The organism is Arthrobacter sp. NPDC097144, from assembly GCF_044762205.1.
In the GTDB taxonomy this organism is placed as follows: Bacteria; Actinomycetota; Actinomycetes; order Actinomycetales; family Micrococcaceae; genus Arthrobacter_B.
This window is the reverse complement of sequence record NZ_JBIWDW010000001.1, coordinates 188,443-207,536: the sequence shown is the minus strand read 5'-3', so window position 1 is coordinate 207,536 and position 19,094 is coordinate 188,443. Positions and strand designations below refer to the sequence as shown.

18 protein-coding genes are annotated in these 19,094 nt (G+C 65.7%); 16 read left to right on the top strand and 2 right to left on the bottom strand.

What is annotated here, in order from left to right:
• Positions 1–126 precede the first annotated feature (126 nt).
• On the top strand, positions 127–2,364 hold the full coding sequence (gene ligA / locus ACIQXM_RS00955) for an NAD-dependent DNA ligase LigA (RefSeq protein WP_400926261.1): 2,238 nt from the start codon (positions 127–129) through the stop codon (positions 2,362–2,364).
• Positions 2,361–3,161 carry an inositol monophosphatase family protein gene (locus ACIQXM_RS00950; RefSeq protein ID WP_400926258.1) on the top strand — a complete coding sequence of 267 codons (801 nt, stop codon included), beginning with the start codon at positions 2,361–2,363 and terminating at the stop codon, positions 3,159–3,161. Before ligA ends, ACIQXM_RS00950 begins: the two co-directional genes overlap by 4 nt.
• A gap of 19 nt (positions 3,162–3,180) precedes the next feature.
• Here ACIQXM_RS00950 and ACIQXM_RS00945 read toward each other — a convergent pair whose 3' ends face one another.
• Positions 3,181–3,960: a class I SAM-dependent methyltransferase gene (locus ACIQXM_RS00945; RefSeq protein ID WP_400926255.1), complete on the bottom strand. Its 780-nt coding sequence runs from the start codon at positions 3,958–3,960 to the stop codon at positions 3,181–3,183.
• Between the two features lie 34 nt (positions 3,961–3,994).
• Positions 3,995–4,327 (bottom strand): ArsR/SmtB family transcription factor, encoded by a 333-nt coding sequence (locus ACIQXM_RS00940; RefSeq protein ID WP_400926252.1) that lies wholly within the window; start codon positions 4,325–4,327, stop codon positions 3,995–3,997.
• Between the two features lie 181 nt (positions 4,328–4,508).
• Here ACIQXM_RS00940 and ACIQXM_RS00935 point away from each other — a divergent pair, with 181 nt between their 5' ends.
• The 14 genes from ACIQXM_RS00935 (at position 4,509) to ACIQXM_RS00870 (ending at position 19,094) form a co-directional block, all read left to right on the top strand.
• Positions 4,509–6,122 carry an ABC transporter substrate-binding protein gene (locus ACIQXM_RS00935; RefSeq protein ID WP_400926249.1) on the top strand — a complete coding sequence of 538 codons (1,614 nt, stop codon included), beginning with the start codon at positions 4,509–4,511 and terminating at the stop codon, positions 6,120–6,122.
• Between the two features lie 3 nt (positions 6,123–6,125).
• Positions 6,126–7,151, top strand: coding sequence for an ABC transporter permease (locus ACIQXM_RS00930; protein ID WP_400926246.1), 1,026 nt, complete (start codon positions 6,126–6,128; stop codon positions 7,149–7,151).
• On the top strand, positions 7,144–8,025 hold the full coding sequence (locus ACIQXM_RS00925; protein ID WP_400926243.1) for an ABC transporter permease: 882 nt from the start codon (positions 7,144–7,146) through the stop codon (positions 8,023–8,025). The genes ACIQXM_RS00930 and ACIQXM_RS00925 overlap by 8 nt, the downstream gene beginning before the upstream one ends.
• Positions 8,022–8,930 (top strand): ATP-binding cassette domain-containing protein, encoded by a 909-nt coding sequence (locus tag ACIQXM_RS00920; RefSeq protein ID WP_400926240.1) that lies wholly within the window; start codon positions 8,022–8,024, stop codon positions 8,928–8,930. Before ACIQXM_RS00925 ends, ACIQXM_RS00920 begins: the two co-directional genes overlap by 4 nt.
• Positions 8,920–9,579: an ABC transporter ATP-binding protein gene (locus ACIQXM_RS00915; RefSeq protein ID WP_400926238.1), complete on the top strand. Its 660-nt coding sequence runs from the start codon at positions 8,920–8,922 to the stop codon at positions 9,577–9,579. The genes ACIQXM_RS00920 and ACIQXM_RS00915 overlap by 11 nt, the downstream gene beginning before the upstream one ends.
• A gap of 177 nt (positions 9,580–9,756) precedes the next feature.
• Positions 9,757–10,203, top strand: a complete 447-nt coding sequence (locus tag ACIQXM_RS00910) for a TraR/DksA family transcriptional regulator (RefSeq protein WP_400926235.1) — start codon at positions 9,757–9,759, stop codon at positions 10,201–10,203.
• 135 nt (positions 10,204–10,338) lie between these two features.
• Positions 10,339–10,833, top strand: a complete 495-nt coding sequence (locus tag ACIQXM_RS00905) for a GNAT family N-acetyltransferase (protein WP_400926233.1) — start codon at positions 10,339–10,341, stop codon at positions 10,831–10,833.
• A 360-nt stretch (positions 10,834–11,193) separates the two neighbouring features.
• A complete protein-coding gene (gatC, locus tag ACIQXM_RS00900) occupies positions 11,194–11,490 on the top strand; it encodes an Asp-tRNA(Asn)/Glu-tRNA(Gln) amidotransferase subunit GatC (RefSeq protein ID WP_400926230.1) in 297 nt (98 codons plus the stop codon).
• A gap of 8 nt (positions 11,491–11,498) precedes the next feature.
• Positions 11,499–13,001, top strand: a complete 1,503-nt coding sequence (gatA, locus tag ACIQXM_RS00895) for an Asp-tRNA(Asn)/Glu-tRNA(Gln) amidotransferase subunit GatA (protein WP_400926227.1) — start codon at positions 11,499–11,501, stop codon at positions 12,999–13,001.
• Complete coding sequence (gatB, locus tag ACIQXM_RS00890) at positions 13,001–14,518, top strand: Asp-tRNA(Asn)/Glu-tRNA(Gln) amidotransferase subunit GatB (protein WP_400926224.1); 1,518 nt, start codon at positions 13,001–13,003, stop codon at positions 14,516–14,518. The genes gatA and gatB overlap by 1 nt, the downstream gene beginning before the upstream one ends.
• 102 nt (positions 14,519–14,620) lie before the next feature.
• A complete protein-coding gene (locus tag ACIQXM_RS00885) occupies positions 14,621–15,526 on the top strand; it encodes an aminoglycoside phosphotransferase family protein (protein WP_400926221.1) in 906 nt (301 codons plus the stop codon).
• 48 nt (positions 15,527–15,574) lie between these two features.
• Positions 15,575–16,648, top strand: a complete 1,074-nt coding sequence (locus ACIQXM_RS00880) for an NAD(P)/FAD-dependent oxidoreductase (RefSeq protein WP_400926218.1) — start codon at positions 15,575–15,577, stop codon at positions 16,646–16,648.
• Positions 16,649–16,901: 253 nt separating this feature from the next.
• Complete coding sequence (locus ACIQXM_RS00875) at positions 16,902–17,516, top strand: hypothetical protein (protein ID WP_400926215.1); 615 nt, start codon at positions 16,902–16,904, stop codon at positions 17,514–17,516.
• A gap of 300 nt (positions 17,517–17,816) precedes the next feature.
• The gene (locus tag ACIQXM_RS00870; RefSeq protein WP_400926212.1) at positions 17,817–19,094 is read left to right on the top strand and encodes a sugar ABC transporter substrate-binding protein; all 1,278 of its coding nucleotides are present in this window, start codon (positions 17,817–17,819) and stop codon (positions 19,092–19,094) included.

The window sequence follows — 19,094 nt, the reverse complement described above, 5'->3', positions numbered from 1 at the left end:
TCAAAACAGTGCCGCGGCCGGGCGCGGGGATCCGGCCGGAGTGTCAGGGCTGCCACGGAAGGGGCGGAATGCGGCAAGATTGGTTAGGTGAGCATAGCCAAGACATCCCCGGAAGAATCCGGCCCTGTGAAATCGTCCGCTGCCGCCGCCGTTGATTCCGTGAGCACTGATACCCCTCCCGCTGACGCACTGCGCGAGGAATACCAGAGCCTCGCGGATCAGGTGCGCAGGTACCGCTTTGCGTATTACAACGACGACGCCCCGCTGGTCTCGGATGCCGAGTTTGACGGGTTGTACCGCAGGCTGGAAGAGCTTGAGGCGCTGCATCCCGAACTGGTCAGCAATGATTCACCCACCCAGGAAGTGGGCGGGGAGGTTTCCGCCGCGTTTGCCCCGGTGGAACATCTGGCGCGCATGTACAGCCTGGAGGATGTTTTCTCGCTGGACGAGCTGGATGCATGGGTCCGCAAGACCGAGGCATCCGTTGCGAACATCGCCCCCGGCGAGAAGATCAAGTGGCTGACTGAGCTCAAGATCGACGGCCTGGCCGTGAACCTGCTCTACCGGAACGGCGAACTGGTCCGGGCGGCAACCCGCGGTGACGGAACCACGGGTGAGGACATCACTCACAACGTGCTCACCATTGCCTCCATCCCGCGGAAACTCACCGGCGAGGATCTGCCGGCCGAGATGGAAATACGCGGCGAGGTGTTCATTCCCTCCCGGGAGTTCAGCCGCCTGAACGAGTCCATGGTGGAAGCCGGGAAAGCGCCGTTCGCCAACCCGCGCAATGCCGCCGCCGGCTCGCTGCGGCAGAAGGACCCCGAGGTCACCGCACGGCGGCCGCTGAGCATGTACGTGCACGGCATCGGGGCACGCGAGGGACTGGCCGCGGGCAGCCAATCCGAAACCTATGAGCTGCTCAAGCAATGGGGCCTGCCGACGTCGCCCTATTACAAGGTGCTGGACACCTACGACGAGGTGCTCGATTTCATTGCAACCAACGGCGAACACCGGCACGATCTGTCCCACGAGATCGACGGCATCGTGGTCAAGGTGGATGACTTCGCCCTGCAGCGGGCCCTGGGCAACACCTCCCGGGTGCCGCGCTGGTCCGTGGCCTACAAGTATCCGCCGGAGGAAGTGAACACCAAGCTGCTGGATATTCGGGTGAACGTGGGCCGCACCGGCCGCGTCACGCCGTACGGCATCATGGAGCCGGTGCTGGTCTCCGGCTCCACCGTTGAAATGGCCACCCTGCATAACCAGGACGTGGTCAGGGCCAAGGGCGTGAAGATCGGCGACATCGTGGTGCTGCGCAAGGCCGGCGATGTGATCCCCGAGATTGTCGGCCCGGTGATGGCGCTGCGTGATGCCCAGGATCCGCCCGTCCGCGACTTCGTGATGCCCACCCACTGTCCCTCCTGCGGCACCGAACTGAAGCCGGCCAAGGAAGGGGACGTGGACATCCGCTGTCCCAACGCCAAATCCTGCCCTTCCCAGCTGCGCGAACGCGTGTTCCATCTGGCCGGCCGCGGCGCCTTCGACATCGAGGCCCTCGGCTGGGAAGCGGCCATCGCGCTCACTTCGCCCGCCGAACCGGAAATCCCGCCGCTGACCAGCGAGGCCGGCCTGTTCGACCTGAAGATCGAGGATTTGGCGGACGTCCGGATTGAACGGCCCAAGCGCGTCAAGGGCGTGGTGGAAGGCACCGAGCTGGTCCCGTACTTCTACACCAAGGGCACGGCCAAAAAGCCGTCCGAGCCCAGTGCCACAACGCGCAAGCTCTTCACTGAACTGGAGAAGGCCAAAACCCAGCCGCTCTGGCGGGTCCTGGTGGCGCTGTCCATCCGGCACGTGGGCCCGACGGCGGCGCGGGCCCTGGCCGGTGCGTTCGGTTCCATGGAGGCCATCCGGGCCGCGTCCGAGGAGCAGCTGGCACACGTCGACGGCGTGGGCCCCACGATTGCTGCCGCGCTAACGGAATGGTTCACCGAGGACTGGCACCGCGAAATCGTGGACGCCTGGGCTGCCGCCGGAGTGCGGATGGCGGACGAGCGCGACGAGTCGATGCCGCGCACCTTGGAGGGCCTGACCGTCGTTGTCACCGGCACCCTGCCGAACTTCAGCAGGGATGAGGCGAAGGAGGCCATCCTGACGCGCGGCGGCAAGGCTTCCGGCTCGGTTTCGAAGAAGACCGACTATGTGGTGGCCGGGGAGAACGCCGGAACCAAGCTGGACAAGGCCGAATCCCTGGGTGTCCGGGTGATCGACGAAGACGGCTTCCGCGTCCTGCTGGCCGAAGGCGCGGTGCCGCTTGACACTGCAGCTGAAGAATCCGTCCCGGAGGAAGGCGCCGAATGAGCCCGCTGCCCGATCCTGCCGATCCGCTGGAGCTGCTCGATGTGGCGCGGCAGGCGGCCGCGGCAGGCGCGGCTGTCCTGGCCGGGCGGACCGCGGAGGGACTGAACGCGGTCAACAAGAGTGCCGACGGCGACTGGGTCACCGAATTCGACACGGCCGCCGAGCGGGCGGTCCGGGAGGTCCTGGCCCGGCTGCGCCCGCAGGACACCGTCACAGGTGAAGAGCTGGAGGCCAGCGTTCCGGCGAACGCCTCAGGCATCCGCTGGTCCATCGATCCGCTGGACGGCACCACCAACTTCATCCGCAACATCCTCTATTACGCCACCTCCGTGGCCGCGGTGACCGACGACGGCGTCTGGCTGGCCGGCGTCGTCCACGCCCCGGCGCTGGTGCGCGTGTATTCGGCCGCCCGGGGACACGGGGCCTGGCTGACCGAACACGGCACCGTCACCGTCCGGAAACTGACCGGACCCGATCCGGAACGGACCGGCAAACTGCTGGGCACCGGATTCTCCTATGACGCCGGAGTCCGCGCCGAACAGTATTCGGCGCTGGGGGAACTGGCCGCCGGGTTCGCCGATGTGCGCCGGCTCGGGTCCGCAGCGCTGGATTTGTGCATGGTGGCAGACGGCACGCTGGACGCCTATCTGGAGCGCGGCCTCAACGAATACGATTACGCCGCCGGGGCATTGATTGCCGAGGAGGCAGGAGTTCCGGTCCGGCGCCCGGGAAAACCGGGCAGCGATGCTGAGCGGCTGGAGGCGGTGACGGCCGCCGGAGCTGCCGTGGTTTCTTAGCCGCGGGGCCAGCGAGGTGTTAGGGGAGCCGGTTCCGTGCGCTGGCGGCGACAATGATCTCGCGGCTGGACTCCGGGTCCAGCGGCCCGCCGTTCCAGTCGCCGTACCAGTCCACCGGCCCAAAGCCGGCTTTGTGCAGCAGCTGCGCGAGGACGTCGGCCGGTGTGAACTTCAGGGTGCTGCGGCTGGCGAAGCGCTCGCCGTCGGACAGGAAATGTGTGCGGTCCTCGAAGGTGACCAGGACGCCGTCGGGCTCCTCGGTGACGGCAATCAGCTCCCATTCAACTTCCAGCGTTCCCGCCGAGGATTCCTGCCGTTCCGGTCCCGTCCTGCCGCTGTCCCACTCCAGCCACGCCTTCGCGGCCGGGTTCCGGGTTTCAAAATAAAAGGTTCCCCCGGGGCCAAGCCGGGAACGCACGGCCCGGAGCGAGGCGAGGATTTGCGCTTCGGTGAGCAGGCACTGAAAAGCGTGCCCGGTCATCAGCGCTGCATCAAAGGGACCCGCCGGCAGGTCCTCGGCGGTTCCGCGCAGCCACGTCACCAGTTCACCGCCGTGGCGTGATCTCGCGGCGTCCAGCATCCCGGGCGCCGGGTCAATGCCGGTCACCGCATGACCGGCCTGCGCCAGTTCCACGGCAAAGCTGCCGGTGCCGCAGCCGACGTCCGCAATCCGCAGCGGCCCGCGCTGTTCGCTGAGCGTGCCGAGCATGCCGGTGTAGAAGTCGATGTCCCACCTGCCTGCGTTGTCCTCGTCGTAGAGCGCCACCAGCCGCGGCTCGTTGTAGTGCGCATCAACCACTGCAGTCCTTCTTCCGTTCACTCAGAGCACCAGGTCAATGGGGATGCGGCGCCCCGATGGTGTGCAGCAGGAGGTGAAGGGAATCGTCGACCAGCCGGTAGCGGTGCTCGCGGCCGACTTTCACCATCACCACCCATTCGCGGTCCCGCAGCGGACGCAGCGACTGGCTAACGACCGTCTGCGAGACGCCGGAGGCTGCAGCCAGCCGGGTCACCGAGATCTCCGGACTAAAGTGCAGGCAAAGGAGCAGCTTGAGCCGGGTCGGATCCGAAATCAGGTCAAAGCGGGCAGCCCATCCCTGCACATCAACGGTGCCGGGAACGTCCTCCACCGAGTCAGCGGCGGCCTTGTACGGCAAGGGTTCCATACCTCGAATCCTTGCACACGCCGAGTCCGCTGCAGAGCTCCGGCACGGGGCGTCCCCGGATCCGGGACCAGGCACACGAAAGCACGGGTTCCGGAGCAGGTTTGGGACCTGAGCATGGTGGCGAAGGCAGGCGCTGATTCATCATTATCTGCACAGGGATGCATACGTTGACGGGAGCCCCATGGCAGAGCCTAGTTTGCAGAACCGCCCACGAGCGGCGGCGATTGTCCTGCTGCTGACCGCTTTGACCGGCTGCACAGCGGATGCGGAGGGGACACGGGACAACGCCGCGCTTGTACTCGCTGATGCCACTGAACCCGGCCGGTTCAACCCCGTGGGAGGCCATGGGGACAGTGGACAGTCACATATTTATGACGGGCTCCTGCGGCTTTCGCCCAAGGACGGTTCCTCGTCCCTGCCCGACCTCGTTCCATGGCTGGCGACGGAGCTGCCGCAGAGCAATGCCGAGGGCACCCAATGGACGGTCCGTGTCCGCGAGGGCGTGAACTTCAGCGACGGGACTGCCCTGGATGCCGGTGATGTTGCTGCCACTTATGAGGCCGTCATCGACCCTGGGTCAGCCTCCGAGCTGGCGCCTTCCTACGACATGCTCCAGGACGTTACCACTGCAGCTGACGGAACCGTCACCTTCCGGCTGAAGTACCCCTATTCGGGGTTCGCCAGCAGGCTGCTGCTGGGCATCGCGCCGTCGGAACGGCTCACACCGGGCCTGGCAGCCGAATCGTCCCTCAACACGGAGCCGGTGGGAACCGGACCGTATAAGGTCACCTCTCTGCGCCCGGATGAGCTGGTCCTGAGCGCCAATGAGGACTACTGGAACGGTGCCCCGGAGGTGAAAACCGTGACCATAATCCACGTTCCCGATGACAACTCACGGGCTCAGCGGCTTCAATCGGGAGAGATCGACGGAACTGTGCTGCCGCCGCGGCTGGCTGCAGCTTATGAGGACAAGCCCGGATACTCGCACGAAGCCGTGGGGACGGCCGATTGGCGGGGGCTGTCCCTGCCGTCCGGCAGCGTTTTCGCCGGCGACCCCAATTCGGTGCTGGCCATGAACCTGGCCGTTGACCGCGAAGGCGTCGTGGACCATGTGCTGGACGGCCGCGGCATCCCGGCCCACACTCCGGTGGCACCGGTATACGGGGATGCCTTCAATCCGGAGGCTGCTTTTCCCTATGACCCCGAGGCAGCCGCAGTGCTCCTGGACGAGGCGGGCTGGCTCCCGGGAGAGGACGGGGTACGGGCCAGAGACGGAGTGCGGGCCTCCTTTGAACTGGCGTACAACGCCAGCGACACCCTCCGCAGGGACCTGTCCCTTGCCTTTGCCTCGGACATGTCCAAGCTCGGTGTGGACGTGACCCTCCTCGGCACCGACTGGAACGTCATCGAGGAACGGCGCGCCGACGTCGGGATCCTCCTGGGCGGCGGCGACAAACCCTATGACCTGGACTCGCAGCTCTTCGAGACCCTCCATACGGCTATACCGGGCTCCGGCTCACCGTTCGCGAATCCCGGCAACACCGGCACTGCAGCGATGGACAGCCACCTGGAAGCAGCCCGTCAAAGTCCTCACCCGGCAGAACGTACCGCCCACTACCTGGCCGTCCAGGATTTGTACATCCAACAACCCGGCTACGTCATGCTGGCTTTCATCAACCACAACTACATCCAGAAGGACATGGGCTGGCAAAACATCCGGACGGTCCTGGAACCACACACCCACGACGTCGGCTGGGGCTTCTGGTGGAGCCTGCGTGACTGGACCCGGGAGTAGCCCGTGCAAAGGGAAACGGCGCTGCTGCCCGGCCGGAAGATGCGCCGGCGGCGACGGCGTGCGGACCTGGGCACCATTGCCTTCCGCCGCTGTGTCCTGGCAGTCCCCATCGTCGGAGGAGTCAGCCTGCTGGTTTTCCTGCTCGCCGGAATTTCACCCTTCGATCCGCTCGCCGCCTACCTGGGGGACCGGTACGTGCAGGCCACAGTCGACCAGCGCCAGCAGCTCTCGGAAGCCCTGAGCCTGGACACGTCCTGGTATCAGGCCTGGTGGCAGTGGGTCGTTTCGGCGCTCAGCGGCGACCTGGGGCATTCAAGGGTTTTCCGCCAGCCGGTGACGACGGTGATGTCCGAGCGCCTGCCGTGGACGCTGCTGGTTGCAGGGACAGGACTGTTCCTTGCAATGGTCGTCTCGGTTCTGGTGGCCGTGCGCTGCGCGCACCGTCCGGGCGCACTGCTGGACCGGACCATGGGCTGTGCCGCCACCCTCCTTCAGGGACTGCCGCCGTTTGTCATTTCCCTGGGCCTGCTGGCCGTTTTCGCGGTAACGGCCGGCTGGCTGCCCGGCGGCGGGCTGACAGATCCCGGCGCCGGGATCAGCGCAGGGCAGGTGGCCCGGCACATGGTGCTGCCAGTGCTGGCCACCACGCTGTCCCAGCTGCCGTGGCTGGTTCTTTCCCTGCGCGCCTCCATGACGGGGGTGCTGGGATCCGATGCCGTGCGCGGTGCCCGGCTCCGCGGACTGCGGGAAAGAACGGTGATTCACAAACATGTGCTGCCTTCGGCGCTGGCTCCGTTCATCGCGGTGCTCGGATCCAGGCTTCCGGAAGTCATTGTTGGTGCCGTGCTGATTGAGACGGTGTTTTCCTGGCCGGGCCTGGCCGCGGCTGTGGTGTCTTCAGCGCAGGCACTGGATTTTGCCCTGCTGGCAGCCCTCACCGTGATGACGACCATGGCTGTGCTGGCCGCCTCGCTGCTCGCGGATCTCCTGTACGTCCTTATCGATCCGAGGGTGACCGCCGATGCCTAGCGCAGACAGCTCCAGCCCGCAGGATGCGCCGGACCTGCGCCGCGTGGTTCCCCCGGAGCGCCGCCGTGCCGGAACGCGCAGGGGTGCAATCGGCGGCGCGGCCATCCTTGCCGCCATTGTTGCCTATGCAGTCTTTGTTCCCCTGCTGGCCGGCACGGACCAGAAACTGACCGATTTCGGCTCCGGCCGCCTGCCGCCGTCGTCCGCCCATTGGTTCGGAACAGACCATGCCGGCCGCGACCTGTTTACCCGGCTGGCCTCAGGGCTACGCGTGTCGCTGCTCATTGCCGCGCTCTGCGCCGTCCTGGCAATGGGCCTGGGAATGCTGGTGGGATCGGTGTCTGCGGCCGCGGGCGGCCGGACAGACCGGATCATCATGCGGATCATCGATGCGGTCAATGCTGTTCCGCACCTGCTGCTGGGCGTGGTGATCGTGGCAATGTTCAGGGGATCCGTCATTGCCATCATTGCGTCCATTGCCCTGACGCACTGGACGCAGGTTGCCAGGATAGTCCGCGCGGAAGTTCTGTCGGTGCGCGGCCTGGAGTATGTGGAAGCGTCCTACCTTCTGGGCGGGACCCCTGCCCAGGTGATCCGCCGGCATTTCCTGCCGGCCGCGCTGGGGCAGGGCGTGGTGGCCACCGTGATGCTCATGCCCCACGCCATCTGGCATGAATCCACGCTGTCTTTCCTTGGGCTCGGCCTCTCACCTGACCGGGCTTCCCTGGGGACGCTGATGCAGGAAGCGCAGGCCGAGGTGCTGCTGGGCGGCTGGTGGGCGCTGGTGTTCCCCGCACTGCTGCTCCTCCTCGCCGCCTGGGCCCTTGCGGCCTGCGGAGGCGGGCTCGTCTCCAGAATTGGAGGCCGGTCGTGAGCGCAGCTATTAGGGCCAAGGGACACACCATCCGGATTCCGGTGGTGATCCGCGGAACTCCGGCATGGGTGCACGCTGCGACTGACGTGGACTTTACGGCCAGCCGCGGCCGGGTGCATGCCGTGGTGGGGGAGTCAGGCTGCGGAAAGACGACGCTGGCCGCCGCCATCCTCGGCATGCTTCCGGCTGGCACGCTGGCCCGGGGACGGCTGGACTATGTGGACCGCGGGGGAACTGCCACGGCCCTGACCGGCGCGGGGCGTGCAGCGGCCGCCAGGACCGCAAAGCTTCGGGGACGGCGGATCGGCTACGTTCCCCAGTCCGCCGCCACCTATCTCACCCCGGTCCGCAGGGTGGGGGCGCAGCTGCGCGAGACGATCGGCGAATTGCGCGGGAACGCCACCGCAGAGCAGCTGCTGGCGCGGGTCAACCTGGATGAGGCTGCCATGGAGGCGTTTCCGCATGAGTTGAGCGGGGGCATGCTGCAGCGGGCGGCCCTTGCCTTCGCCCTTGCCGGGGATCCCGACGTGCTCGTGGCGGACGAACCGATCTCCGGTCTGGATCCCGGCCTGGCCCGGCTCACGCTGGAACTGCTGCGCAGCACCGCAGACTCCGGCACCGCCGTCGTACTGATCACGCACGATCTGCAGGCGCTCGCCTCGGCGGCCATAGCGGACGAGCTTTCCGTCATGTACGCGGGACGGATTATCGAAACCGGTCCGGCCGCGCAGATCCTCACGGCGCCCGCGGAACGGTACACCGCGGATCTGCTCGCGGCGCTTCCAGCCAACGGGCTGCATCCGATGCCCGGCATGCCGCCGGAACTGACAAATCTGCCGCCGGATTACACCTATGCTGACCGGCTGCGTACGGCCAGGGAAAAGGAGGCCGGCCGTGCCCGGTGAACTCAGCGCCGTGAACGTGGGATTCGCCTACGGCAGCATAACGGTGCTTCAGAACGTGAACCTGAGCATCCCCGGAGGCAGCCAAGTGGGCCTGGCCGGTCCCTCCGGCAGTGGCAAAACCACCATGGCCCGGATACTGGCCGGCCTGCTGAGGCCGTCAACGGGGCACGTGTCCTGCAACGGAGCACCCGTCCAGGCAGCGGGCGACGGCGGTGTGGCCATGCTGTTTCAGTCCCCGCGCCGGTCCTGCAGCCCCCGGATGACGCTGCGGAGCGTTATCGCGGAGGGGTATTCCCGGATAAGCCGTACCGGGCGCCGCAAGGACGTGGACGCGGGGGTCCGGCAGCTCGCCGACAGGGTCCAGCTGACTCCCGACCTGCTGGACCGGCACCCCCACGAGGTTTCCGACGGCCAGCTCCAGCGTGCCTGTCTTGCCCGGTCCCTGGCCGCTGCACCGGGCTACCTCATCTGCGATGAGGCGACAGCCATGCTTGACGCCGCCACCACGGCGGCTGTGGTCCGGGTTGTCCGTGAGGAGGTCGCTGCCCGCGGCGTCGGGGTCCTGGTGCTGAGCCATGACCGCCAACTCCTGGAGGCCTGGTGCGGGACCACGCTGCACCTGCCCGGAACTATCACTGCCGCTGTGTGACAGCAACCCTGCACCGGTCCGCCGGTCCGTTGAAAGGCGGATCAGCCTGATCCTCAGCCGTGAATCAGCGCGGCTTTAAGCCCTGAGGAAAGCGGCTTTCTGCAGCAGGGCGTTTGGGCAGGTGAGAGCGGATAATCTATGACACTGCTTGGCATTCCGGGACCAGGAGGAACCCCCATGACACGTAAAGCAACTGCCGCTCCGCGGAACCCCTCAACGGCTGCATCCGCGAACGTTGCGGCTCCCAAGCGTGCCACCCCGGCTGATCTGGACAAGGCCCGTTTTGAGCAGCTTCTGGACGAGCGCATCCATTCCGCCCGGGAAAAGATCAGCGGTGTCGTGGCGGATATCCGTGAGGTAACCCTCGCGGCCAAGGACACTCCCGCCGACGACGAGCATGATCCCGAAGGATCCACCGTCTCAGTTGAACGCAACAATGAAATGGCCCTGCTCGCGGCCGCCGAAGCCTCGCTCATTGAACTCCTTGATGCACGGGTCCGGCTGGACGAAGGCACGTTCGGGGTCTGTGAGATGTGCGGCAATCCCATTCCGGCCGAGCGTCTGGAAATCCGGCCCGAGGCACGTTTTTGCGTTGCCTGCGCGGCGGCCGCGCGGCGTCGTTAGCCGGTTGCCGCCTGGGATGAATAAGTGCCCGGTCACCCCGGCGGTGTCCGGCGACACGACCGGCGCCAAGGGACTGATCAGGGCGGCTAGAATCATCGGTGGAAATCAAGACCGACGCAAGGATCCGTACGACGCATGAGCATCACCATCCGGCAGGCCACCGAGGCAGACTTCGACGACATCCGCCGGATCACCCGTGACGCATACCTGACTGCCAACTTCATCGAGGCAGACAACCCCTACGTGAAGGATCTGGAAAACGTAGAAGACCGCGCCGCGAACGCGCTGGTCTGGGTTGCTGAACTGGACGGCAAGGTGGCAGCTTCGGCAGCCATTACTTTTGCCGGTCAGCCCTACACGGACATTGCGATCGAGGGCGAGCTGGAGTTCCGCATGCTTGCCGTGGATCCCGCCCTGCAGCGCGGCGGCGTCGGCCGGGCCCTGGTGGCAGCCATCATTGACTACGCCCGGACCCTCGACGGCATCCATGCTGTCAGCCTGACCAGCATGACTCCCATGACCGGGGCGCACGCGCTTTACCGGTCCCTGGGATTCAAACGTGTTCCGGAGCGCGACTGGTACGTGCAGGATGAAGACATCCTCCTCTGGGTTTTCGTTCTGGAGCTCTGACCCGCACGGCCGCCTTTCGGGCAAAGCAACGCTCATGAGACCCCCATCCGCACCTTCTGCGGGTGGGGGTTTCCTGTGGCCCCGTTCCGGGGTGCTGGGATCCTTCGGGCAGATGAGGGGCTTTGCTGGGATCCTTCGGGCAGATGAGGGGCCCATACCGGCTCAAAACGCCTTTTTGGTCCCGTTATCTGCACGGAGGAATGGGCGGAGGGGCGTGTGGTCCCGTTTTCTGCACGGAGGACCGCCGGCTGGCCGGGACGACGGCGCTTCCCCTCCCCGGTGCTCCGAAAAACGGCGCCACCAAACGCCGTAGACTGGAACGGATACCTTTTTATCCGAAAAAAGACGCATGGGAGACTCATGTCTGAGATCAATCGTGAGGCTGTGGCGCACCTGACGCATCTGGCCCACATTGAGATGACCGAGGATGAACTGGCCAAAATGGCCGGCGAACTCGATGTCATTGTTGATTCGATCAAATCCGTTAGCGAAGTTGCCGGTGAGGACATCCCCGCCACTTCCCACCCCATCCCGCTGGTCAATGTGTTCCGCGAGGATGTTGTAGGGCAGACCCTGACCAATGAAGAAGCGCTCTCCGGTGCTCCCGACAATGCGGCCGGCCGCTTCAAGGTCCCTGCCATCCTGGATGAGGAGTAAAGACTTCCATGAATGAACTGATTACTTCGAGCGCTGCCGTCCTGGCAGACAAGCTCGCGGCCGGCGAGGTATCCGCCGTCGAGGTCACGCAGGCCCACCTGGACCGCATCTCCGAGGTGGACGGCGCCGTCAACGCCTTCCTCCACGTGAACACCGACGAAGCGCTGCAGGTAGCAGCCGACGTCGACAAGGCCCGCGCCGCCGGCGAATCGCTGCACACCCTCGCCGGCGTGCCGATCGCCATCAAGGACCTCATTGTCACCAAGGGCCAGCCCACCACGGCCGGCTCCAAGATGCTTGAGGGCTGGATGAGCCCGTACGACGCCACGGTGATCACCCGGATCCGTGCCGCCCGCATGCCGATGCTGGGCAAGACCAACCTGGACGAATTCGCCATGGGTTCCTCCACCGAGCACTCCGCATTCGGCCCCACCCGCAACCCGTGGGACCTGGACCGCATCCCCGGCGGCTCCGGCGGCGGTTCCGCAGCCGCCGTCGCCGCCTTCGAGGCTCCGCTGGCGCTGGGCACTGACACCGGCGGATCCATCCGCCAGCCGGCCGCCGTCACCGGTTCTGTCGGCGTGAAGCCCACCTACGGCGGCGTCTCCCGCTACGGCGCCATTGCCATGGCCTCCTCGCTGGACCAGATCGGCCCGGTATCGCGCACCGTCCTGGACGCTGCACTGCTGCAGGAAGTCATCGGCGGCCACGACCCCCGCGACTCCACGTCGCTGCCCGATCCCGTGGGTAACCTCGTGGAAGCTGCCCGAAACGGCAGCGTCGCCGGGATGCGCATCGGCATCGTCAAGGAACTGCAGGGCGAAGGCTACGAAGCAGGAGTCCTGGCCCGTTTCTCCGAATCCCTGGAACTGCTGAAGGACGCCGGCGCGGAAATCGTTGAGGTTTCCTGCCCCAACTTCAAGTACGCGCTGGGTGCCTACTACCTGATCATGCCGTCCGAGGCTTCCTCGAACCTGGCCAAGTACGACGGCGTCCGGTACGGCCTGCGTGCCCTGCCCGCCGACGGCCCCATGACCATCGAACGGGTCATGGCCGCCACCCGTGCCGCCGGTTTCGGCGACGAGGTCAAGCGCCGCATCATCCTGGGCACCTACGCCCTGTCCGCAGGCTACTACGACGCTTACTACGGCTCGGCCCAGAAGGTGCGCACCCTAATCCAGCGCGACTTCAACGCCGCATTCGCCAAGGCTGACGTGCTGATCTCCCCGACTTCGCCCAACACGGCATTCAAGCTGGGGGAGAAGCTGGACGATCCGCTGGCCATGTACCTGAATGACGTTGCCACCATCCCGGCCAACATGGCCGGCGTCCCGGGCATCTCCATCCCCGGCGGCCTTGCTGACGGACTGCCCGTGGGCATCCAGTTCCTGGCTCCGGTCCGGGAAGATGCCCGCCTGTACCGCGCCGGTGCCGCTCTCGAGGGCCTGCTGGAAAAGAAGTGGGGCGGCCCGCTGCTGGCCTCCGCACCCGTACTCGGAGGAGTCAAGTAATGTCTGTGCACATCCAGGACGAGACCCTGTCCTTCGACGAGGCCATGGAGAAGTATGATCCGGTGCTCGGTTTTGAGGTCCATGTGGAGCTCAGCACCAACACCAAGATGTTCTCCGATGCGCCCAACGTCTTCGGCGACGAGCCGAACACCAATGTCACCCCGGTGTGCCTGGGCATGCCCGGCGTCCTGCCGGTGGTGAACAAGACCGCCGTGGAGTACTCGATCCTGATCGGCCTGGCGCTGAACTGCAAGATCGCCGAATCCTGCACCTTCGCCCGGAAGCAGTACTTCTACCCGGACACGCCCAAGAACTTCCAGACCTCGCAGTACGAAGATCCCATTGCGTACGACGGCTACCTGGATATCGAGCTGGAAGACGGCACCGTGTTCCGCGTCGAGATCGAGCGTGCGCACATGGAGGAAGACGCCGGCAAGCTCACCCACATGGGCGGCGCGGCCGGCCGCATCCAGGGCGCCGACTTCTCCCTGGTGGACTACAACCGCTCCGGTGTTCCCCTGGTGGAAATTGTCACCAAGCCCATTGAGGGTGCCGGTTCCCGTGCACCCGAACTGGCGAAGGCCTATGTGGCGGCAATCCGCGAGATCGTGAAGAACCTGGGCGTTTCCGACGCCAAGATGGAACGCGGCAACGTCCGCTGCGATGCCAACGTGTCGCTGCGTCCGTACGGCCAGGAAAAGTTCGGCACGCGCTCGGAAACCAAGAACGTGAACTCGCTGCGCGCCGTCGAACGCGCCGTCCGTTTCGAGATCCAACGCCACGCTGCCGTTCTGGAATCCGGCAACAAGATTGTCCAGGAGACCCGGCACTGGCATGAGGACACCCGCTCGACGACGTCGGGCCGGCCCAAGTCCGACGCCGATGACTACCGCTACTTCCCGGAGCCCGATCTGGTTCCCGTAGTCACCACGCCGGAATGGATCGAAGAGCTGCGCTCCCGCCTTCCCGAGCCGCCCGCCGAGCGCCGCAAGCGCCTGCAGTCGGACTGGGGTTACTCGGATGCCGAGTTCCGCGACGTCGTCAACGCCGGCGTCATGGACTCCATCGAGGAGACCGTCGCCGCCGGAGCCTCCGCACAGGTGGCCCGCAAGTGGTGGATGGGCGAAGTGTCCCGCCGCGCCAAGGAAGCTGAAGTCGATCCCACCGAGGTGGGCGTGACTCCCGAACTGATCGTGGAGCTTGACCGCCTGATCCAGGCCGGCAAGATCAACGACAAGCTGGCCCGCCAGGTCCTCGACGGCGTGCTCGCCGGCGAAGGCACTCCGGAGGAAGTCATCGAAGCCCGCGGCCTGGCCGTGGTGTCCGACGACGGCCCCCTGCTCGAAGCCATCGATGCCGCCCTGGCAGCCCAGCCCGACGTTGCGGACAAGATCCGCGGCGGCAAGGTCCAGGCTGTGGGCGCCATTGTTGGCGGCGTCATGAAGGCCACCCGCGGGCAGGCCGACGCCGGCCGCGTCCGCGAGTTGATCCTGGAACGCCTCGGCGTGCAGGGCTAATCACCGCCGCGCCAACCGCCGCAACACTGCCGGCCCCGGGATTCCCGGGGTCGGCAGTGCTTTAAGCAGACGCCGGATGTGGACGGACTGTAGGGTTCTGGCATGGCCAACCATCCTGCGGCAGAGATCTTTGTGGATACTCATCTGGTGCAGCGCCTGCTGCGCGAACAGCATCCCTCGCTGGCTGATGAGCCGCTGCTCCCGGTCGCCAACGGCTGGGACAACTACATTTTCCGGCTCGGAGCCGACCACGCCGTCCGGCTTCCCCGGCGAGTTTCGGCAGCGCAGCTGACGGCCAATGAGCAGCAGTGGCTCCCGGGACTGACCAGCAACCTCCCCGTGGCAACGTCGGCTCCCGTCCTGGCCGGCCGGCCCTCCGAAGCATTTCCCTGGCCGTGGAACATCACCCGCTGGTTCGACGGGGTGGAGGTGTCCCTGCAGCCGAGGGACCGCAACACGGCCCTCGCCAACCAACTGGCTGGGTTCCTGAACGTTTTCCACCAGCCTGCCCCGCCGGGCTTCCCCTACAACGCGGTGCGGGGCGTACCGCTGGAGGAACGCAACGATGCGGTGAGGGACCGGCTGGCCAGCGGCATGGTGCCGCATGCGGCCCGGGTCCGTGAACTCTGGGAGGCCGGCCTCAAGCTCCCGCCCTGGCCGGGCCCGGCACTGTGGCTCCACGGCGACCTGCATCCGGGAAACCTCGTGGGCACCGCGGACGGCAGCACCCTGCAGGCCGTCATTGATTTCGGCGACCTGACCGCCGGAGATCCGGCCACCGACCTCGCAGCGGCCTGGCTGGTCTTTGACCAAAACGGGCGCAGTGCCTTCCGGGCAGCCCTGGGAAGCCAGTACGACGGCGATCCCTGCGTCTGGGGCCGGGCGCAGGCCTGGGCCGTTTGCATGGCCTCGGCTCTGCTGTCCAACTCCGACGACCATCCGGGCATGTACCTCCTGGGTTCGGAGACCCTGATGGAGATCCTCACCGACGTGCCGGACTGGCTGTGACGGGACAGCCGGCCGGGACAGCCGGCCGGGACAGAAAAGGAGAATGCGGTGGAGTGTGATGTTTTGGTGGTCGGCGGCGGAATCGCGGGGCTGTCGCTGGCCTCGGCGCTGGCCGGCCGGACCGGCGTCCTCGTGGTGGAGGCCGAGGAGACGCTGGGGTTCCACACCTCGTCCCGTTCTGCGCGCCAGCTCATTCCCAGTTACGGCCCGCCGGTCATCCAGGACCTGACCATTCGAACCCTGGCACTGATCCGGGCCTTGGAAGTCCATCTGCCGGAGCCTGTCCTCACCCCGCGCAGCTTTGTCCTGGTGGGCAGCGAAGAAACCGTACGGGACCGGGCCAGCGGCCACATGCATCCCATTACGCCGGCGCAGCTGCAGGTGCTGGCACCGGAACTGAAGCAGGACCTCTTTCCTGCCGCCGGCCTGGATACTTCCTCCGTTGCCTGCAACACCGATGCGCTCATGGAGTACCACCGGGAGCGGATCCTGGATCGCGGCGGCAGCATCCGCACCGGTGCACCGGTCCACAGTGCTGTGTATGAGGACGGCAGGTGGCGGACCGGGGCGGGACACTCGAGCATCCGGTCCCGGACGGTGGTCAACGCCGCAGGTGCGTGGGCAGACGAGCTGGCAACCCTCTACTGCGCCCGGCCGCGCGGACTGCAGCCCTACCGCCGCACCGCCGCCGTCGTCGACGCCGAGAACCCGCCGGGCGACGGCGCTCCCATGGTGGCCGCGGCCGACGAGTCCTTCTATTACCGTCCCGAAGGAAGCCGGGTCCTGATTTCGCCGTCGGAGAGCGTTCCCAGTGAACCGACGGACGCCCAGCCGGTGCCCGATGAGGTGGCCGCCCTGGTGGAGCTGGTCAATTCAGTGACGACGCTGGGCATTACCGGAGTGGAAAAATCCTGGACCGGGCTGCGGACCCAAGCCGCTGACGGCCTGCCGGTGGTGGGGTACGACGACGTCGTTCCCGGCTTCTTCTGGCTTGCGGGCCAGGGCGGTTACGGCTTCCAAACGTCATCCGGAATTGCCGAACTTGGTGCTGCGCTCCTGCTCGGCCAGGGACAGGATTCACCGGCCGCTGAAGCGCTCAGCCCGGGCCGCCTCACATTATGACCAATATCACACTTACGGTTGTATAACGAATCGCTCCGGGCTGGTTGGAATGGTCTTTTTTCCGGGCCCGGGTGCCTAGAGTTGAAGAATAAACCCAGGCGGTCGTTCTCCTCTTTTCTGATCCGCCTTTTGCTTTGAAAGGTCTGTCCCAGTGCCAGATATATTGCCGCCACAGCTGGTTGGCGTGCAGCAGCGTTCCCTCTACATAAAAGCCCGAACCGTGCTCACTGTTATTTCCTGCCTATGGCTGTTGATGGCAATAACGGGGATCGGATTCTTTTCCGGCGGAACCACCTCCCTGGCCTTTTCCCTGACCCTTCTTTACGGCACCGGCATCGCGCTGATCGTGGTGATTGCGGCAATCTACCGGTTCGTCCAGAAATTCCTGCTGCAGCGGACTGAGCGAACCCAGGAGCACACGGCAGCGGTGGCGCTTGTCGATACCGCCCGTTCCGCCTCCCAGGAATTCCGCGCGGCCCTGCGGCCCCCGGCTCCAACGGGGCGGTATGCCCCCGCGGTCCGCAATGTCGGTCCGGGAGTGCCCATGACCGACGCAGTGGCAGCTGCACGCAGGGCCGCCGTGGCAGAGTCCGTGGCCCAGGCTGTTGCTGCCGCCCAGGCAGCGGCAGTGCGCCCGCCCCTTCACGAGACCCCTGAAGCGAACAAGCCCCAGCAGAACAAGCCCCAGCAGAACAAACCCCAGCAGAACAAACCCCAGAATAACCGCGAACAGAAGCCCGGCGGCACGGCCGCTTCCGAACCGAAGGCGTCCGCGGCCAAGCGCCCCAGGCTGGTTCTGGCTTCCAGCAGTGCCCCGCAGGAAGTCCAAAAAGCGCGTCAGGCACCGGGTTGCCAAAAAGCTTCCTGATCTGCGGTTTAACCCGCAGAAGAGGCACTCAGGAAGTTGCCAGCTTTCCTACAGTTCCCGCCCAGCCGGTGTGATTACTGTAGGAGATACCTCATAAGGGTGCGAGTGATGAATGGATAGAGTAGTGACCTATCCGGCGCCGGCAGACTAGGGATGTTCCCCCAACTTCCCCACACAGTCTGCCGGCGCTTTTCTTTGCCCAAAACCAGAAGCCTTTGAAAGTTAGTTGCGTCACAGGCAATCTCCGTGAATACTATTTTCAGACCATCACGGGCATCTGCCATCTACGAGGAGACTTCAATGAAGAAGCGCCATCTGCCGCTCGCCATCCTGGCCACGGCTGCACTCGGTCTGAGTGCTTGTTCTGCGGGCGACAGCGGCACCGGCGGGGACGGTGAAACGCTCGACGTCTGGATCATGCAGGGCACCAATACGGAATCCGAGGATTTCTTTGACCGGGCAGGGGAAGCCTTCACGGAACGGACCGGAGCAACGCTCAACGTGGAGATGGTGCAGTGGGCGGATGCCCACGACCGCTTCGTGACGGCCATTGCCGGCGGCACCACCCCCGATGTTGCCGAGACCGGCACCACCTGGACGGCTGAGTTCGCGGAAGCCGGAGCGCTGGCACCCATCGGGGATTACGTCACCGAGGCAGGCTTGGACGGCAAGCTTGTTGAGGGCCTTGTGGAACCGGGCAAACTCGATAACGAGCTCTACGGCATGCCCTGGTACGCCGGCGTTCGCTCCATTGTCTACCGCACCGACATTTTCGAAGCTGCCGGCATCGCCGAACCCGGCACCTGGGAGCAGTTCCGGGACGCAGTCCTGAAACTCAAGACAACCAACCCCGATCTCATCCCCTTCCCGGTCGCCGGAGACGCGGAATACCTGACGTATCCCTGGGTCTGGGGAGCGGGCGGCGAGGTAGCCACCAAATCCGGCGACACCTGGACCTCCGGGCTGGACACCCCGGAGGCTCGTGCCGGAATCCAGTTCTACACGGATCTGGCGCTTAAGGACGGGTCCTCCACTACCGGCGCAACCACCTGGAAGGAAACGGACGTCCTGGACAACTTCGCCCAGGGCAAGGTTGGCATGGCCATGATGGGTTCCTGGACCCCCGCCACCATCATCGAAAAGAACCCGGAGCTGGAGGGAAAGATCGGATCCTTCCCCGTTCCCGGCCAGAAGGACGGCATCAGTCCGTCGATGCTGGGCGGATCCCACCTGACCATGTTCGAGACAACCAAGGACAAGGATCTGGCCTGGGAGTTCATTGACCTCATGACCACGGGGGAGTTCGCCACGGAGTGGGCCACCCAGAGCGGTTACTTCCCGGGCGAGACCTCTGCACTTGACGCCACAGTCGCCAATGCCGATGAAATAACCGAAGCCTTCGCAGACCAGATGGTCGAAGCTGGAGCCTACCTGCCCGTCACTCCCAAATTCGGTGCCGTACAGGCCAAGAAGACCACCAACGCGATGATTCAGTCGATCCTCTCCGGCGAAAAGAACGTGGAGCAGGCCACGGCCGACGCGGCAGCCGAAATGACCGAAATTCTCAACGAGAAGTAA

Coding starts and splice junctions, on each gene's coding strand:
- ACIQXM_RS00950 (WP_400926258.1), top strand. CDS start 2,361: ATGAGCCCGCTGCCCGATCCTGCCGATCCGCTGGAGCTGCTCGATGTG.
- ACIQXM_RS00940 (WP_400926252.1), bottom strand. CDS start 4,327: ATGGAACCCTTGCCGTACAAGGCCGCCGCTGACTCGGTGGAGGACGTT.
- ACIQXM_RS00935 (WP_400926249.1), top strand. CDS start 4,509: ATGGCAGAGCCTAGTTTGCAGAACCGCCCACGAGCGGCGGCGATTGTC.
- ACIQXM_RS00925 (WP_400926243.1), top strand. CDS start 7,144: ATGCCTAGCGCAGACAGCTCCAGCCCGCAGGATGCGCCGGACCTGCGC.
- ACIQXM_RS00910 (WP_400926235.1), top strand. CDS start 9,757: ATGACACGTAAAGCAACTGCCGCTCCGCGGAACCCCTCAACGGCTGCA.
- ACIQXM_RS00905 (WP_400926233.1), top strand. CDS start 10,339: ATGAGCATCACCATCCGGCAGGCCACCGAGGCAGACTTCGACGACATC.
- gatC (WP_400926230.1), top strand. CDS start 11,194: ATGTCTGAGATCAATCGTGAGGCTGTGGCGCACCTGACGCATCTGGCC.
- gatA (WP_400926227.1), top strand. CDS start 11,499: ATGAATGAACTGATTACTTCGAGCGCTGCCGTCCTGGCAGACAAGCTC.
- gatB (WP_400926224.1), top strand. CDS start 13,001: ATGTCTGTGCACATCCAGGACGAGACCCTGTCCTTCGACGAGGCCATG.
- ACIQXM_RS00885 (WP_400926221.1), top strand. CDS start 14,621: ATGGCCAACCATCCTGCGGCAGAGATCTTTGTGGATACTCATCTGGTG.
- ACIQXM_RS00875 (WP_400926215.1), top strand. CDS start 16,902: ATGGCAATAACGGGGATCGGATTCTTTTCCGGCGGAACCACCTCCCTG.
- ACIQXM_RS00870 (WP_400926212.1), top strand. CDS start 17,817: ATGAAGAAGCGCCATCTGCCGCTCGCCATCCTGGCCACGGCTGCACTC.